General features: G+C 67.8%; 17 protein-coding genes and 1 tRNA gene. 5 read left to right on the forward strand and 13 right to left on the reverse strand.

The window, feature by feature from the left end; genetic code table 11:
* Positions 1 to 13: 13 nt before the first annotated feature.
* From DJ019_RS14805 to DJ019_RS14830, 6 genes are all read right to left on the reverse strand, one after another.
* A complete protein-coding gene (locus tag DJ019_RS14805; RefSeq protein WP_111276813.1) occupies positions 14 to 1,429 on the reverse strand; it encodes an NAD(P)(+) transhydrogenase (Re/Si-specific) subunit beta in 1,416 nt (471 codons plus the stop codon).
* A gap of 24 nt (positions 1,430 to 1,453) precedes the next feature.
* Positions 1,454 to 1,768, reverse strand: a complete 315-nt coding sequence (locus tag DJ019_RS14810) for a proton-translocating transhydrogenase family protein (protein ID WP_111276814.1) — start codon at positions 1,766 to 1,768, stop codon at positions 1,454 to 1,456.
* A 14-nt stretch (positions 1,769 to 1,782) separates the two neighbouring features.
* The gene (locus tag DJ019_RS14815) at positions 1,783 to 2,916 is read right to left on the reverse strand and encodes a Re/Si-specific NAD(P)(+) transhydrogenase subunit alpha (protein ID WP_111276815.1); all 1,134 of its coding nucleotides are present in this window, start codon (positions 2,914 to 2,916) and stop codon (positions 1,783 to 1,785) included.
* Between the two features lie 277 nt (positions 2,917 to 3,193).
* Complete coding sequence (locus tag DJ019_RS14820; RefSeq protein ID WP_111276816.1) at positions 3,194 to 3,439, reverse strand: aa3-type cytochrome c oxidase subunit IV; 246 nt, start codon at positions 3,437 to 3,439, stop codon at positions 3,194 to 3,196.
* A gap of 67 nt (positions 3,440 to 3,506) precedes the next feature.
* On the reverse strand, positions 3,507 to 4,547 hold the full coding sequence (locus tag DJ019_RS14825; RefSeq protein WP_111276817.1) for an alpha/beta fold hydrolase: 1,041 nt from the start codon (positions 4,545 to 4,547) through the stop codon (positions 3,507 to 3,509).
* 51 nt (positions 4,548 to 4,598) lie between these two features.
* Positions 4,599 to 5,396 (reverse strand): SDR family oxidoreductase, encoded by a 798-nt coding sequence (locus tag DJ019_RS14830; RefSeq protein ID WP_111276818.1) that lies wholly within the window; start codon positions 5,394 to 5,396, stop codon positions 4,599 to 4,601.
* Between the two features lie 251 nt (positions 5,397 to 5,647).
* On the opposite strand from DJ019_RS14830, the gene DJ019_RS14835 reads away from it, so the two are divergent.
* The 3 genes from DJ019_RS14835 to DJ019_RS14845 are packed head-to-tail and all read left to right on the forward strand — an operon-like array spanning position 5,648 to position 8,995.
* Positions 5,648 to 6,262 carry an ATP-dependent Clp protease proteolytic subunit gene (locus DJ019_RS14835; RefSeq protein WP_111276819.1) on the forward strand — a complete coding sequence of 205 codons (615 nt, stop codon included), beginning with the start codon at positions 5,648 to 5,650 and terminating at the stop codon, positions 6,260 to 6,262.
* A gap of 4 nt (positions 6,263 to 6,266) precedes the next feature.
* A complete protein-coding gene (locus tag DJ019_RS14840) occupies positions 6,267 to 7,886 on the forward strand; it encodes an alpha-glucosidase (RefSeq protein ID WP_111276820.1) in 1,620 nt (539 codons plus the stop codon).
* A 17-nt stretch (positions 7,887 to 7,903) separates the two neighbouring features.
* Positions 7,904 to 8,995, forward strand: coding sequence for an aromatic ring-hydroxylating oxygenase subunit alpha (locus tag DJ019_RS14845; protein WP_111276821.1), 1,092 nt, complete (start codon positions 7,904 to 7,906; stop codon positions 8,993 to 8,995).
* Here DJ019_RS14845 and lptB read toward each other — a convergent pair.
* The 4 genes from lptB to DJ019_RS14865 are packed head-to-tail and all read right to left on the reverse strand — an operon-like array spanning position 8,992 to position 11,582.
* Complete coding sequence (gene lptB / locus DJ019_RS14850; RefSeq protein WP_111276877.1) at positions 8,992 to 9,717, reverse strand: LPS export ABC transporter ATP-binding protein; 726 nt, start codon at positions 9,715 to 9,717, stop codon at positions 8,992 to 8,994. The genes DJ019_RS14845 and lptB overlap by 4 nt on opposite strands.
* Before the next feature lie 38 nt (positions 9,718 to 9,755).
* Entirely contained in the window at positions 9,756 to 10,307 is a 552-nt protein-coding gene (locus tag DJ019_RS14855) for an LptA/OstA family protein (RefSeq protein WP_111276822.1), read from the reverse strand.
* Positions 10,308 to 10,331: 24 nt separating this feature from the next.
* The gene (gene lptC, locus DJ019_RS14860; RefSeq protein ID WP_111276823.1) at positions 10,332 to 10,955 is read right to left on the reverse strand and encodes an LPS export ABC transporter periplasmic protein LptC; all 624 of its coding nucleotides are present in this window, start codon (positions 10,953 to 10,955) and stop codon (positions 10,332 to 10,334) included.
* Positions 10,956 to 10,964: 9 nt separating this feature from the next.
* Positions 10,965 to 11,582 carry a ribonuclease D gene (locus DJ019_RS14865; protein WP_111276824.1) on the reverse strand — a complete coding sequence of 206 codons (618 nt, stop codon included), beginning with the start codon at positions 11,580 to 11,582 and terminating at the stop codon, positions 10,965 to 10,967.
* A 186-nt stretch (positions 11,583 to 11,768) separates the two neighbouring features.
* On the opposite strand from DJ019_RS14865, the gene DJ019_RS14870 reads away from it, so the two are divergent.
* Positions 11,769 to 12,128, forward strand: a complete 360-nt coding sequence (locus DJ019_RS14870) for a CZB domain-containing protein (protein ID WP_111276825.1) — start codon at positions 11,769 to 11,771, stop codon at positions 12,126 to 12,128.
* A gap of 48 nt (positions 12,129 to 12,176) precedes the next feature.
* Here DJ019_RS14870 and DJ019_RS14875 read toward each other — a convergent pair whose 3' ends face one another.
* Both DJ019_RS14875 and DJ019_RS14880 read right to left on the reverse strand, forming a co-directional pair.
* Positions 12,177 to 12,356, reverse strand: coding sequence for a rubredoxin (locus DJ019_RS14875; protein WP_111276826.1), 180 nt, complete (start codon positions 12,354 to 12,356; stop codon positions 12,177 to 12,179).
* Positions 12,357 to 12,378: 22 nt separating this feature from the next.
* Positions 12,379 to 12,942 (reverse strand): TetR/AcrR family transcriptional regulator, encoded by a 564-nt coding sequence (locus DJ019_RS14880; protein WP_240606496.1) that lies wholly within the window; start codon positions 12,940 to 12,942, stop codon positions 12,379 to 12,381.
* A 158-nt stretch (positions 12,943 to 13,100) separates the two neighbouring features.
* On the opposite strand from DJ019_RS14880, the gene DJ019_RS14885 reads away from it, so the two are divergent.
* Complete coding sequence (locus DJ019_RS14885) at positions 13,101 to 14,372, forward strand: cytochrome P450 (protein ID WP_111276828.1); 1,272 nt, start codon at positions 13,101 to 13,103, stop codon at positions 14,370 to 14,372.
* Between the two features lie 174 nt (positions 14,373 to 14,546).
* Here the strand turns inward: DJ019_RS14885 and DJ019_RS14890 are convergent.
* Positions 14,547 to 14,633: transfer RNA gene (locus tag DJ019_RS14890), tRNA-Leu, on the reverse strand.
* Positions 14,634 to 14,769: the final 136 nt, after the last annotated feature.

The raw sequence follows: 14,769 nt of genomic DNA on the forward strand, positions 1-14,769 counted from the left end.
GGTTGAAGGCGCGTCAGAGCGCCTTCACGATCCCTTCGACCATCTTCTTGGCGTCGGCGAACAGCATCATGGTGTTGTCGCGGAAGAACAGTTCGTTCTCGACGCCCGCGTAGCCGGCCGCCATGCCGCGCTTCACGAACAGCACGGTGCGGGCCTTCTCCACGTCCAGCACCGGCATGCCGAAGATCGGCGAGGCCGGGTCGGTCTTGGCGGCGGGGTTGGTGACGTCGTTGGCGCCGATGACGAAGGCGACGTCGGCGGTGGCGAACTCGGAGTTGATGTCCTCCAGCTCGAACACCTCGTCGTAGGGCACGTTGGCCTCGGCCAGCAGCACGTTCATGTGCCCGGGCATCCGGCCGGCGACGGGGTGGATGGCGTACTTCACCTCCACGCCCTCTTCCTTCAGCTTGTCGGCCATCTCGCGCAGGGCGTGCTGGGCCTGGGCCACGGCCATGCCGTAGCCCGGGACGATGATCACCTTCGAGGCGTTCTTCATGATGAAGGCCGCGTCGTCGGCAGAGCCCTGCTTCGTCGGCCGCGTCTCGACCTTGCCGCCGGCGACCGCCGCGCTGTCGTCGGCCCCGAAGCCGCCCAGGATCACCGAGATGAAGCTGCGGTTCATCCCCTTGCACATGATGTAGCTGAGGATGGCCCCCGAGCTGCCCACCAGGGCGCCCGTGATGATCAGGGTGATGTTCTCGAGCGTGAAGCCCAGGGCCGCGGCCGCCCAGCCCGAATAGCTGTTCAGCATCGAGACCACGACCGGCATGTCCGCGCCGCCGATCGGGACGATCAGGGTGACGCCGATCAGCAGGCTGAGCGCGAAGATCGCCCAGAAGGCCCAGATCGCCGTACCGCCGCTCATCACCAGGATGGCGACCAGCGCGACGATCGCCAGGGCGATCACGATGTTCAGCAGGTGACGGGCGGGCAGCAGGATCGGCGCGCCGCTCATGTTGCCGTTCAGCTTGGCGAAGGCGATGACCGAGCCCGAGAAGGTGATGGCGCCGATGGCGAGGCCGAGGCTGAGCTCGATCAGCGAGGTCAGGTGGATCTCGCCCGGCACGCCGATGCCATAGGCGTCGGGCGTGTAGATCGCGGCCACGGCCACGAGGCAGGCCGCCATGCCGACCAGACTGTGGAAGGCGGCGACGAGCTGCGGCATCGAGGTCATGGCCACCCGGCGGGCGATCACCGCCCCGATGGTCCCGCCGACCGCCACGCCGGCGCCGATCAGCGCCAGGGTCAGGCCGTCCAGCTTGCCCTCGCCGAACAGGGTGACCAGCGTCACGCCCACGGCCAGGGCCATGCCGATCATGCCGTTGCGGTTGCCCGCCTGGCTGGTGACCGGCGAGGACAGCCCGCGCAGGGCCAGGATGAACAGCACCCCGGAAACGAGGTACAGGATCGCCGCGAGGTTGGCGTTCATTGCGTTTGCCCCCAACCCGATCCGCTACTTCGACTTCTTCTTGTACATGGCCAACATCCTCTGGGTGACGAGGAAGCCGCCGAAGATGTTCACCGCCGCGAAGGCCGCGGCGATCGCGCCGGCGCCCTTGGAGATCATCACGTTGCCGGAGGCCTCGCCGCCCGCGCCGCTCGCCGCGGCGGCCAGGAGGGCGCCCACGATGATCACCGAGGAGATGGCGTTGGTCACGGCCATCAGCGGCGTGTGCAGGGCCGGGGTCACGCTCCAGACCACGTAGTAGCCGACGAAGATCGCCAGCACGAAGATGGCCAGGCGGAAGACGGTCGGATCGACGTCCATTGCGGGGCTCCGGCTTAAGCTTTGAGCGAGGGATGGACCACGGCGCCGCCGTGGGTGACGCAGGCCGCCTTCAGGATCTCGTCCTCGAGGTCCGGGGCGAAGGCGCCCTCCTTGGTCTTGAACAGCTCGGAGAAGGCCACGAGATTTCGGGCGTAGAGCGCCGAGCTGTCGGCCGCGATGCGGCCGGGAAGGTTGGTGAACCCGAGGATCTTCACGCCATTGGCGGTGACCACCGTCTCGTTCGGCTTGGCGCCCTCGGTGTTGCCGCCCTGCTCGACGGCCAGGTCGACGATGATCGAGCCCGGCTTCATCGAGGCCACCTGCTCGGCCGTGATCAGGCGCGGCGCCGGCCGGCCCGGGATCAGGGCCGTGGTGATGACGATGTCCTGCTTGGCGATGTGGCTGGAGGTGAGCGCGGCCTGCTTGGCCTGGTATTCCTTGCTCATCTCCTTGGCGTAGCCGCCGGCCGTCTGGGCGTTCTGGAACTCCTCGTCCTCGACGGCGATGAACTTGGCGCCCAGGCTCTCGACCTGTTCCTTGGTGGCCGGGCGCACGTCGGTGGCGGTGACCACCGCGCCCAGGCGGCGGGCCGTGGCGATGGCCTGCAGGCCGGCGACGCCGACGCCCATGATGAACACCTTGGCCGGGGCGACCGTGCCCGCGGCGGTCATCATCATCGGCAGGGCGCGGCCATAGGCTTCGGCGCCCTCGATCACCGCACGGTAGCCGGCCAGATTCGCCTGGCTGGAGAGCACGTCCATGACCTGGGCGCGCGTGATCCGCGGCACGAACTCCATGGCGAAGGCTGTGGCGCCCTGCGCCGCCAGCGCGTCCAGCGTGGCGCGGTCCTGATAGGGGTTGAGCGTCGCCGCGACGATGGCGCCGGGCTTCAGCGCCTTGATCTCGTCGGCCTCGGGACCGCGGACCTTGAACAGGATATCGGCCTTGCCGACGGCGTCCTTCACCGACTTGGCGAGCGTCGCGCCGGCGGCCTCGTAGTCGGCGTCGGGAATCGAGGCGCCGTCGCCGGCGCCAGACTCCACGACCACCGAATAGCCTGCGCCGATGAACTTTTTCACCGTCTCGGGCGTCGCCGCCACGCGGGTTTCACCGGCCCGGCGTTCCTTGGTGACAGCGATAACGGGCATGGTTCGCGACGACCCCCATGAAGCGCGACAGGGGCCGGACCATAGGCAGCGTCAGTCGGGGTGTCCAGACGCAGCGGCGGTCGGTTCAAACGATTGTTTGAACGAATTTTGCTGCAACGCGGGAAGTCGTGGAATTTTCGAGCCGAACCCGGACCAGGAGGATGCCCGCACGCACGAGCTTTGCCCCGGGCCGACCCGCGTTCGAGGATCAAGAGTTCCGCAAATGCAAAAGGCCTCCGCCGGAGCGGAGGCCTCTCGAATCAGACGTTCACGCGCCTCAGTGGGCGGCGGCGTCCTTCTTATCGCGCAGCACGACCGTGCCGGCGGCGATCATGACCACGGCCGCGATCAGGCCGGCGAAGAAGCCGGCGGTCGGCACGCAGAACCACAGGACCAGCAGGAGCAGGAACGCGGACAGGTACAGCGACCCCCACTTGGTCATGCCCATGACCAGGTTGTAGGTCGAGGTCTGCTCGGCGATCTCCATGGCGCCGCGCTGGTAGTCGGACGTGTCTCCGGCCATCAGGATTTCACTCTCTTCGGAAAATGGAAAAAGTCGCCTGCGGCGATACACGAACCCCTGTTCGGGCTCAACCCGGCCAGGTCGCCAAAAGCGTCCTGAGGGCTGCGACCAAAGCGAGCGGCTGGTCGATCATGACGTGATGGTGGCTGTCCGGGATCTCGATCTCGCGCACCTGCTCGTCGAGGAAGCTCTTCTCGCCCGAGGCGCGACGCTCGATGATCCGGCTCTTGTCGCCATAGAGATGGATCATCGGCACTTCCAGCTTCGGCATCACGCCGTCGAAGAAGCCGCCCGAGCGGTCCAGCTTGTCCCACATGTTGGGATCGAACTTCCACGCATAGCCTTCGCCGCCCTCGGGCAGCGGCGCGCGCTTCAGCGAGCGGCGGGCGATGAAGTCGAGGATGTAGTGGTTCTCGGCCGGCTGCGGCGGCATCAGCCGGAACCGGGCGAGCGCCGCCTCCATGGTCGGGTAGACGCGGCTGGGCCGGTCGGCGCTGGGGATGTTGGCCAGCATCTCCGCCCGCTTCTTGCGCTCTTCCAGCACCTCGGGCGGCGGCCCGCCGAAGCCCGTGTCGACCAGCACCGCCGCGCGCATCAGGTGCGGATAGCGGGCGGCGGCGAAGAAGACCTGCCCGCCCCCGAACGAGTGGCCGATGTAGATCGGCTTCTGGCCGTCGGCGAACAGGCCCGTGGCCTTGGCCACCGCATCGGCGTCCTCGGCGAAGTCGTGGAAGCGGTAGTTCTCCCGCCAGTCGGAATCGCCCATGCCGGCCAGCGACATGGCGGTGACCCGGAAGTCCTTCGCCAGATAGGGCGCGATGAAGCTCCACCAGTCGGCGTGGGCGCTGTTGCCGTGCACGAGCAGCAGGCCGGGCCTGCCCACCTCGCCCCAGGTCAGGGCCTCCAGCCGCGCGCCGTGCGAGCCGACGAACGACCGCTCGGGCTCCTGGGCGATCGCCCACTGGAACCAGGCAGGAGACGCCGGCGCCTCGCCCTTGTAGGGCGCGAGCGGAGCCCGCACTTCCGGCGGCAGGTCCTCGGAGTGGAACGGACGATCGTCGTACGTTTCCTTCGTAGCCGCCGCCGGCTTGGTCACGTCATCAGCCATACCGAAGGCTCTAACGCCCGTTTGAAAAATGGCAAGCCGGGGTTGGGATCGTCAGCAGGTCGAACCGCCGTCCACCACCAGCGTCTGGCCCGTCGTCCAGGCGCCGGCGCGCGAGGCGAGATAGACGGCCGCGCCCGCCAGGTCGTCGGGCTCGCCCAGACGGCGCAGCGGCGTGCCCGAGCTGGCGCGGGCCTCGCCGGCGGGGGTGTCCCAGAGCGCCTTGGCGAAGTCGGTCTTCACGAGACCGGGGGCGATGCAGTTCACGCGGATGTTGTCGGGCCCCAGCTCCTGGGCGAGGTTGCGCGCCAGCTGCATGTCGGCCGCCTTGGAGATGCAGTAGGCGCCGATGACGGTGGAGCCGCGCAGGCCGCCGATCGACGAGACGATGATGATCGCGCCGTCCTTCCGCTCGCGCATCTCGGGCGTGACCATCTGGATCAGCCAGTTGTTGGCGATGATGTTGTTGTCGAGGATCTTGCGGAACGCCTCGTCCGGGATGTCGAGCTGGCTGCCGTAGAACGGGTTCGAGGCCGCGTTGCAGACCAGGATGTCGATCTTGCCGAACGCCTTGCGGGTCTCGTCCACCAGACGCTGAAGGTCTTCCTTCGACGAGATGTTGGCCGGCACGGCGATGGCGTGGCCGGGGCTGCGCTCGTTGATGACCGCGGCGACCTCTTCGCACGGGCCGGCCTTGCGCGAGCTGATCACCACCTTCGCGCCCTGCTGGGCCATGCGCTCGGCGATGGCGCGGCCGATGCCGCGGGAGGAGCCGGTGATCACCGCCACCTTGCCGGTGAGGTCGAACAGGCCGTTGACGCTGACAGGGGGGGCTTCCAGGACCTGGCTCATCGGGGCGCTCCATCCAAACGGTTGTTTAAAGTTGGCGCCATTTGCGACGGCTCCTGACGTTCGGTCAAGGCGCGCCGGCATCCCGGATGTTCAAATGCATTGGCTGTCTGGGCGCCGTGCGCGCGGGCCTCCTGGTTCAGGCGACTGGCTTGTCGGGGTGCGGAAGACCGACGGCCGACCGCCTCCGGGCTTGCCGTCCGGCGCGAGGACCAATAACTCCAGAGACGAGACACTCTTTGAAGGCGACCCCTATGCTGAAGTGGACTTCCTATCTCGACGACGAGGACGGCGACGAGAAGGGCCGCCAGCCCGACATGCCGATGACCGCCGGGCCGGTTCAGAACGCGCTGTTCAAGTCGCGCACCGTGCTGATCTTCGGCGAGATCGACATGCGCCTGGCCGAACGGGTCACGGCCCAGATCACGGCCTTCGCCACCGAGAGCGACCAGCCGATCCGCGTGATCATCAACTCGCCCGGCGGCCACGTCGAAAGCGGCGACACCATCCACGACATGATCCGCTTCTGCGGCGTGCCGGTGAAGGTCATCGGCACGGGCTGGGTCGCCAGCGCCGGCGCCCACATCTACCTGGGCGCCACCAAGGAAAACCGGCTCTGCCTTCCGAACACGCGCTTCCTGCTGCACCAGCCGGCCGGCGGCGTGCGCGGCCAGGCCTCGGACATCCAGATCGAGGCCGAGGAGATCATCAAGATGCAGGAGCGGGTGAACCGCCTCATCGCCCGCGAGACCGGCCAGACCTACGAGAAGATCGTCAAGGACACCCAGCGGAACTTCTGGATGAGCGCCGAGCAGGCCGTCGAGTACGGCCTGGTGGGCAAGATCATCACCGACGCGTCCGAGGTCTGATCCCGTGGCCGAGGCGTGGTGGAAGGGCGCGATCCTCTACCACGTCTACGTCCGCAGCTTCTTCGACAGCAACGGTGACGGTCATGGCGACCTGCCGGGAGTCGAAGCCAAGCTGGACTACATCCAGTCGCTGGGGGTGGACGGGATCTGGCTGTCGCCGATCCACCCCTCGCCGAACCGCGACTGGGGCTACGACATCGCCGACTTCGAGGGGATCCAGGCGGACTACGGTACGCCCCAGGATTTCCAGCGGCTTCTGGACGCCGCGCATGATCGCGGCCTGAAGGTCGTACTGGACGAGGTGCTCAGCCACACCTCCGACGTCCACCCCTGGTTCGTGGAGAGCCTCACCGGCGGGCGAGAGGGGCCGAAGGCGAACTGGTACGTCTGGGCTGACCCTCAGGATGACGGCACGGCGCCGAACAACTGGCTCAGCGTCTTCGGCGGCCCGGCCTGGGCCTACCAGCCGGCGCGACGCCAGCACTACCATCACAAGTTCCTGCGACAGCAGCCCAAGCTGAACTGGCGCGACCCGGACGCCCGCGAGGCGGCCCTCTCCGTCCTCGACTTCTGGCTCTCCAGGGGCGTCGACGGCTTCCGCCTGGATGTCGCCGGCACCTATCTGCATGACGAGGCGCTGACGCCCAACCCACCGGTGCCGATGGACGAACGGCGGGGTCTGCACTGGAGCCACGCCGGCAACCTGCAGCAGCACCTCTACGACTCGAACCTGGCCGAGAACGTGGAGATGCTGGACCTCATCCGGCGCCGCGTGGAGGCGCACGATGGGCGGAACGGCGGCGACCGCTTCGTCTTCGGCGAGTTCTCGGAGGAGGAGGCGCGGTGCGGCGCCTACTGCACGCCGACGGAGGGCCTGCACTCCGGCTACACCTTCGTGATGCTGCTGGCGCGCAAGCTGCAGCCGACGTTCGTGACCCAGCACTATGCGACGCTGGAGAGCTACCCCGGCCACTGGCCCACGATCAGCTTCTCCAATCATGACGTGCCGCGCACGGTGAGCCGGTTCGGCGGCAAGGACGCATCGCCCGAGCTGGCGAAGATGCTGTTCGCCCTGCTGGTCTCGCTGAAGGGAACGACGCTCATCTACCAGGGCGAGGAACTGGGCCTGCCGCAGGCCAGCCTGACCCGCGACCAGCTCCGCGACCCCGTGGGCGATCTCTACTGGCCCTACGACGGCGGGCGGGACGGCTGCCGCACGCCGATGCCCTGGACCACCGGGCCCAACATGGGCTTCACCACCGGCGATCCCTGGCTGCCGCTCGCCCGGGAACACGCGGGCCTTTCCGTCGAGGAACAGGGCGAAGACCCCGACTCCGTGCTGAACTTTTCCCGCGAGATGATCGCCTTCCGGAAGGCGACGTCCGCGCTGGCGCTGGGCGAGATCGAGTTCCTGGGGGTGGACGCGCCGCTGGTGGCCTTCGTCCGGCGACATGCCGGAGATGAGGTGATCTGCGTCTTCAATTTCGGGGACGCGCCACAGGTGCTCGCGCACCCGTCGCTGGAGCGGGCCGAACTCCTGCCGCTGCGGACCGGCGAGGCCGACCTGCGCGGCGGATCGGTGGGCCTGTCGCCCCTCGCCGCGGCCTTCCTGCGGCTCGTCTAGCCCGCTAAAGTCGCAGCATGCCCGACGGCGAGACCCGCACCGCGCGCGCCGATGCGCGCTTCGGCCACGGATTCCTGACCGACGCCTGGTACCTGGCAGGCCTCGGCCACGAGTTGAAGCCCGGCCGGCTGACGCACATGCAGGTGGCGGGCGAGCCCGTGGCGCTCGGCCGCTCACGCTCAGGGGCGATCTTCGCCCTGCGGGACGTCTGTCCGCACCGCGCCGCGCCCCTGTCGGCTGGCAGTTTCCACCGGGAGGTCGGGGGCGCTGAGACGATCGCGTGCCCCTATCATGGGTGGCGATTCGGCGCGGACGGCGCCTGCGCAGCGATCCCCTCGCTGACGGCGGATCAGGCGATGGACATCTCCCGCATCCGCGTGCGCCGCTATCCTGTCGCGGAAAACCAGGGGATGGTGTTCGTCTGGGTGGGCGCCGATCCAGCGGCCGAGCCGGACATGCCGCCGCCGCAGTTCCCGGGCGTGGTCGGCGGGCGGCCGAAGATCGCCGACCGCATGGTCTTCGAGGCCCACATCGACCAGGCGGTCGTCGGCCTGATGGACCCGGCGCATGGCCCCTACGTCCATCGCCAGTGGTGGTGGCGGACCGCCGGCAGCGAGCATGACAAGGAGAAGCGGTTCGAGCCGCGGGACTACGGCTTCGCCATGGCGCGACACGCCCCGTCGAAGAACAGCCGCGCCTACGCGATCCTCGGCGGCCAGCCACAGACCGAGATCACCTTCCGGCTGCCGGGCTACCGCTGGGAGCACGTCACCGTGGGCCGGCGACAGGTGCTGTCCCTCACCTGCCTGACACCGATCGATGCGGGGCGGACCCAGATCACCCAGCTCGCCTGGTCGGACCACCCGGCCTTCACTCTGCTGAAGCCGGTGATCTCGCGGATGGCGCGGACGTTCCTGCGGCAGGACGCCGAAATGGTGAACCTGCAGAACCAGGGGCTGAAGCACGACCCGACCCTGCTCTGGATCGACGACGCCGACCGGCAGGCCAAGTGGTACCAGGCGCTGAAGCGGGAATGGCTGGCGAGCCGCCGAGAGGGCCGGCCGTTCGTCAACCCCGTGGAGCCCGCGACCCTGCGCTGGCGCAGTTAGGTGAAGCGGTCGCCGAGGTAGACGCGGCGCACCTCCGGATCATCGACGATCTCGTCGGGGCTGCCCTCGAACAGCACCTCGCCCGCGTGGATGATCGAGGCGCGGTCGATGATGTCGAGCGTCTCGCGGACGTTGTGGTCGGTGATCAGGATGCCGATGCCGCGCTGCTTCAGATAGCCGATCACCTCGCGGATGTCGGCGATGGCCAGCGGGTCGATGCCGGCGAAGGGCTCGTCGAGCAGCATGAACGACGGCTCGGACGCGAGCGCACGGGCGATCTCCACCCGGCGGCGCTCGCCGCCCGACAGCGAAACCGCCGGAGAATTCTTGAGGTGCTCGATCCGCAGTTCGCCCAGCAGCTCGTTCACAGTGTCCCGGGCCTTCTTGGCGTCACGCTGGCGCAGTTCGACGACGGCCATGACGTTTTCCCAGACGCTCATACCGCGGAAGATCGAGGTCTCCTGCGGCAGGTAGCCCACGCCCATGCGGGCGCGCTGGTACATCGGCTGGGCGGTGATGTTCTCGCCGTCCAGGTAGATGGCGCCGTAGTCGGCCGGGATCAGGCCGGTGATCATGTAGAAGCAGGTGGTCTTGCCCGCGCCGTTCGGACCCAGCAGGCCAGCCACCTCGCCCCGGCAGAGCCGCAGGGAGACGCCCTTCACCACCGGCCGGCCGCGGAACGACTTGCCGATGTTGTCGACCACGAGGCCATCCGTCGGGATGGCGCCCTTGGCCTGGGTCTGGATCCGCTCCGGCGCGTTCACTTCGAGGCGCTCTGCGACTTCTTGGAGGGATAGAAGACGCCGCGCGGGCGGGCGCTGGCGTTCTTGCCCGTGGCCGTGCCGACCATACGACCCTCGCCGGTTTCGGTGTTGAACACCATCCTGGAGCCGCGCAGCACGTTCTGCCCCTGCACCGCCACGACGTCCCCGGTGAGCGTGACCGTCGAGTTCTGCGCGTCATAGACGCCGTTGTCGCCGCGGACGCGCTGGTCCTTGGAGGTCACGTAGTAGACCGAGCCCTCGGCCTCCATCCGGATGAGGTCGCCGCAGGCGCCTGTGCCCGTACCGCCGGCCGCGCCCGGCTTGGTGGCGAAGATCGCCCGAATGACGTCCGCGCGCAGACGCGCCTGCCCCTGAAGAGCTTCGGCCTTGCCGCGCCAGGTGGAGACGCAGGCCTTGTTCTGGACTTCTAGCTCATCGGCAGTGATGTCGACCGGACCTTCCGAGTTGGGGCCGAGTTGCTGGGCGTGCGCCGTCGTAGCGGCCATCAGGGCCGCGGCGATGACGGTGGGAATGACGAGGGACTTCATCTTTTTTCTTTCTGCGCTCGCCGCCTATTTCTTCGTCTCAAGTCGCGTGCGGACGCCGCCCTTGAAAACCATGGTCTCGCCCTTGCCGTATACGCCATAGGACTGAGCCTGGATTTCTCCAAGACCACCCGCGCCCTGAATGGGGCCTGAACCCACGACCTCGCCGGTCTTGGTGTCGAACAGCGAAGCCGCGGTCGTGAAGGCGTTTTCGGCGTCCTCCATGCGCACCCCATTCGACAATTCCAGCTTCCCGCTCTGCTCGTGGAAGACCCCGTCGGCGCCGTTGATCCGCATCTGGTCGGGACCGTTTTCGTCCAGCACCAGCGCCGGCTTCTTCAGGATCACGCGCTGGTAGTCGAGCCGATCGCGTATCGCGGACTCGGCCGTCAGCACGAAAGCCCGCCCCTTGTCGTCGCGGCCGACGAAGCGGGGGCTGATCAGGCGGATGGGCTCATCACCCACCTGCGCCGCCCGGGGCTGGGCGTTGAAGGTGGACCAGGCGACGCTGCCGATCAGGCCGAGGAAGATCAGGACGATCACGGCGGGCAGGACCACGCGCAGCGTGCGGATCAGGCGCGAACGGCGGCGCCAGCGCTCGAAATCGGCGCGGCGGGGCTCGGCGGAGATCGGGGCGTGAGCGGCCGTCATGGGACCTATCTAAGCATGCGCGAAGATATCGACATCCTCCCACCCCGCCACGTCCAGCAGGGCGCGTTGCGGGAGGAAGTCGAAGCAGGCCTTCGCCAGGTGGTCGCGGCCCTCGCGGGCAAGCATGTCGTCCAGGCGGGTCTTGAGGGCGTGCAGGTTCAGGACGTCCGACGCGGCATACGCCACCTGATCGTCCGACAACTTGGCCGCGCCCCAGTCCGAGCTCTGCTGCGCCTTGGAGATGTCGACCCCCAGCAGTTCCTTGGTCACGTCCTTCAGGCCGTGGCGATCCGTGTAGGTGCGAGCGAGCTTCGAGGCGATCTTGGTGCAGTAGACGGGTGCGGTCACCACGCCCAGGTGCAGCGAGAACATGGCGATATCGAAGCGGCCGAAGTGAAAGATCTTCAGCACCGCAGGATCGGTCAGCAGGCGTTTGAGATTGGGCGCGTCGTAGGTCGAGCGATCAAGCTTCACCAAGTGGGCGTCGCCCTGCCCGTCGGAGAGTTGGACCACGCAGAGCGGGTCACGCCCCAGGCGTAGCCCCATGGTTTCGGAATCGACAGCAACGGCGCTCGCCCCGGCCAGCACGCCGACAGGCAGGTCGCCTTCATGAACGTAAGTGGTCACTTCGGCCTAGAACTCCAACCTCAACGGCATGGGCTTGCCTGGCAGGCCCGGCCGAGGCCGTTTCGACGGCCTTCGTCCTGCGGCTTATAGGTCCCTACCCAGTTTGTGTCACGAGACCCGCCTATTAAGCCGCCCTTCACCTCGCGAGCGCTTCAGACTTCGTCGCGAGATGAAAGAGGAAGGCAGATGAACCTGGATTCGGCCATCGCGGCCCATACCGAATGGAAGATCAAGCTGCGCAGCGCCATCGAACGCTGTGAAGCGGTGGATGCAGCCACCATCGCCGCCGACAACTGCTGCGAGCTCGGCCGCTGGCTGCAGGGTGAAGGCAAGCGTGCACACGGTGCGTCGGTCATGTTCAGCGACCTCGGCACGAAGCATACGGCCTTTCACCGCGCCGCCGGTCAGGTGGCCCGCGAGATCAACGCGCGGAACTACGACGCGGCCACCCAGCTCCTCGGCGCGGGAACGACCTATGCGGCCGCCAGCAGCGCTGTGGGCGTCGCGATCTCGGCCCTCAAGCGCGAGATAGCCAAGGCCGCGTGAGGCCGCCCGGTGTTCGGCGCGGCGCATAGCGACGCCGCCCGATACCGCCTAGATCTCCACCATGTCGAAATCGGCCTTGGGCGTGCCGCAAAGAGGGCACACCCAATCCGCCGGAATGTCGGCCCAGCGCGTGCCCGGGGCGAGTCCTTCGCCCGGATCGCCCGCTTCCTCGTCATAGAGGTAGCCGCAGGTGCGGCATTGCCAGGTCTTGTAGGGTTCCTGTGTCACGCGGGCCCCTCCCGTTCTTCTGTTATTTCCCGGCCGGCGCCGCGAGCGCCAGCTTCAGTGTCTGCAGGCTGGTGCGCCGGATCGCGTCGAGGTCGACCTGCGGGTCGACCAGCCACTGCACGCTCACGCCCAGCAGCAGCGAGCCCACCATCAGCGCCGCCGAGTCGGCGTCGAGCTCCGGCCGCAGGCCGCCCCCCGCCTGGCCCCGCCGGATCAGGCTGACCAGCCGCGCCTTCACCCGCTCGTGCGAGCGTTCGAACGCCGCGCGCAGGTCCGATGCGTCGGCGACCGAACCCGCCAGCAGCATGAAGTAGGCGCGCGAGGCCGGGCTGTCGCCCAGGTGTCGGAGGTAGAGGTCGACGTATTCCAGCACGGCCTCGAGGCCCGGACGCTGGTCGAGGTGATAGGCGGCAAGCTTCGCCTCCTGCTGATCGTGCAGGTCCGAGATCAGCGCCTCGATCAGCCCCTGCTTGGAACCGAACTTCTGAGTCGCCAGCCCCCGGCTGTAGCCCGCGCTGCGGCCGATGGCGTCGAAGGTCGCGGCCGACACGCCGTGCTCCGCCACCACGCGCGCCGTCGCGTCCAAGAGCCTCCGCTCGGACTCGTCGCTTCGTTCCGCCTGTGTGCGCCGCATCGCCTGGCCCATGGCCCGATTCGTACTTACTTGTTGAACGTATAGCAAGTTGGACTTACGTTCAGCGCAACGAACACCCGGCGCCGCCGGCAGGAGAGGGAAGTCGCGACATGATCGCCAAGGAGATCGCCGAAACCATCGTGGATCCGAAGGCCTACGCCGCCTTCCAGCCGATTGAGGATGCGTTCCGCGCGCTGCGGGCCGACTCCCCGCTGGACGTTGCGGAGGTCGAAGGCTTCGACCCGTTCTGGGTCGTGACCCGCCAGGCGGATATCCGCGAGGTGGAGCTGAAGAACGAGCTCTTCCACAACGGTGACCGGTCGACCGTCCTCACCACCATCGAGGCCGACCGGAAGGTTCGCGCGATGATGGGCGGCTCGCCGCACCTGGTCCGCTCGCTGGTCCAGATGGACAACCCGGACCACGCCAACTACCGCCGCCTTACCCAGGGCTATTTCGCGCCGCAAAACCTGCGCCCGCTGGAAGATCGGGTCCGCGAGATCGCGCGCGGCTTCGTCGACCGGATGGCCGCCCATGGCGACCGCTGCGACTTCGCCAAGGACGTGGCCTTCCTCTACCCGCTGCACGTGATCATGGAGGTGCTGGGCGTGCCCGAGGCCGACGAGCCGCGGATGCTGAAGCTGACCCAGGAACTGTTCGGCAGCGCCGACCCCGAGCTGAACCGCAGCCAGGGCCAGGTGGGCGACACCGACCAGGCCCTCGCCAACATCCAGGGCACGGTCGCGGACTTCATCGCCTACTTCAACGAGATGACCGAGGACCGTCGCCGCAACCCGCGCGGCGACCTGGCCAGCATCATCGCCAATGGCCAGATCGAGGGCCAGCCGCTCGGCCATCTGGAGGCCATGAGCTACTACATCATCGCGGCCACCGCGGGCCACGACACCACCTCCAGCACCACGGCGGGAGCCCTCTGGGCCCTGGCCGAGAACCCGGCCCAGTTCAAGAAGGTCAAGGAGGACCCCTCCCTCATCAAGGGGCTGATCGAGGAATCGATCCGGTGGGAGACGCCGGTGAAGCATTTCATGCGCACCGCGACCGAGGACACCGAGCTGGCCGGGAAGAAGATCGCCAAGGGCGACTGGCTGTTCCTGAGCTATCCGTCCGGCAATCGCGACGAGGCGGTGTTCGACAATCCCTACGACTTCGACGTCACCCGCACGCCCAACAAGCACGTGGCCTTCGGCTATGGCGCCCACGTGTGCCTTGGCCAGCACCTGGGCCGTATGGAGATGCGGGTCCTCTGGGAAGAGCTGCTGCCGCGCCTTGAGTCGGTGGAGATGGACGGCCCCGGCCGGCGCATGGAAGCCAGCTTCGTCTGCGGCCCGAAGTCGGTGCCGATCCGCTTCAAGATGCACTGAGCCTGAGGAAGGGCGGTCGCTGCGGCCGCCCGACATCTCCCTACAGGTCGACGACCATGAAGGCGGCGGGGAAATCCCTCGTCGCCTTCGTCATGCGCGGGCAGCCGCCAGCGCCGGTCTGGCGCCCGCTGATCGCTAAATCTGATCGGGAAGAGCAACATCCCGACCGACGGGTGGTGCCCAGGAAAGGACTCGAACCTTCACGGCCGTTAAGCCACTGGCACCTGAAGCCAGCGCGTCTACCAATTCCGCCACCTGGGCCCAACCCGTCGGATCGGGAGGCGGCTACATATGGCGCCGAACCCCCGTGGTCAACGCGCCTTTTGGGATGACGGCTCAGTCGCATTGCGGCGCGGGGCCGCATCGTCTAAGCCGCAGGCTTTCCAGGGGCCAGAGG

Origin of the sequence: Phenylobacterium kunshanense, assembly GCF_003254525.1 — a bacterium.
Lineage (GTDB): Bacteria > Pseudomonadota > Alphaproteobacteria > Caulobacterales > Caulobacteraceae > Phenylobacterium > Phenylobacterium kunshanense.

Excerpts from the sequence above, each read along its gene's own strand:
- DJ019_RS14835 (WP_111276819.1), top strand. The coding sequence starts at position 5,648 with ATGCTGAAGTGGACTTCCTATCTCGACGACGAGGACGGCGACGAGAAG.
- DJ019_RS14815 (WP_111276815.1), bottom strand. The coding sequence starts at position 2,916 with ATGCCCGTTATCGCTGTCACCAAGGAACGCCGGGCCGGTGAAACCCGC.
- DJ019_RS14885 (WP_111276828.1), top strand. The coding sequence starts at position 13,101 with ATGATCGCCAAGGAGATCGCCGAAACCATCGTGGATCCGAAGGCCTAC.
- DJ019_RS14825 (WP_111276817.1), bottom strand. The coding sequence starts at position 4,547 with ATGGCTGATGACGTGACCAAGCCGGCGGCGGCTACGAAGGAAACGTAC.
- DJ019_RS14810 (WP_111276814.1), bottom strand. The coding sequence starts at position 1,768 with ATGGACGTCGATCCGACCGTCTTCCGCCTGGCCATCTTCGTGCTGGCG.
- DJ019_RS14845 (WP_111276821.1), top strand. The coding sequence starts at position 7,904 with ATGCCCGACGGCGAGACCCGCACCGCGCGCGCCGATGCGCGCTTCGGC.
- DJ019_RS14830 (WP_111276818.1), bottom strand. The coding sequence starts at position 5,396 with ATGAGCCAGGTCCTGGAAGCCCCCCCTGTCAGCGTCAACGGCCTGTTC.
- DJ019_RS14855 (WP_111276822.1), bottom strand. The coding sequence starts at position 10,307 with ATGAAGTCCCTCGTCATTCCCACCGTCATCGCCGCGGCCCTGATGGCC.
- DJ019_RS14870 (WP_111276825.1), top strand. The coding sequence starts at position 11,769 with ATGAACCTGGATTCGGCCATCGCGGCCCATACCGAATGGAAGATCAAG.
- DJ019_RS14805 (WP_111276813.1), bottom strand. The coding sequence starts at position 1,429 with ATGAACGCCAACCTCGCGGCGATCCTGTACCTCGTTTCCGGGGTGCTG.
- DJ019_RS14820 (WP_111276816.1), bottom strand. The coding sequence starts at position 3,439 with ATGGCCGGAGACACGTCCGACTACCAGCGCGGCGCCATGGAGATCGCC.
- lptC (WP_111276823.1), bottom strand. The coding sequence starts at position 10,955 with ATGACGGCCGCTCACGCCCCGATCTCCGCCGAGCCCCGCCGCGCCGAT.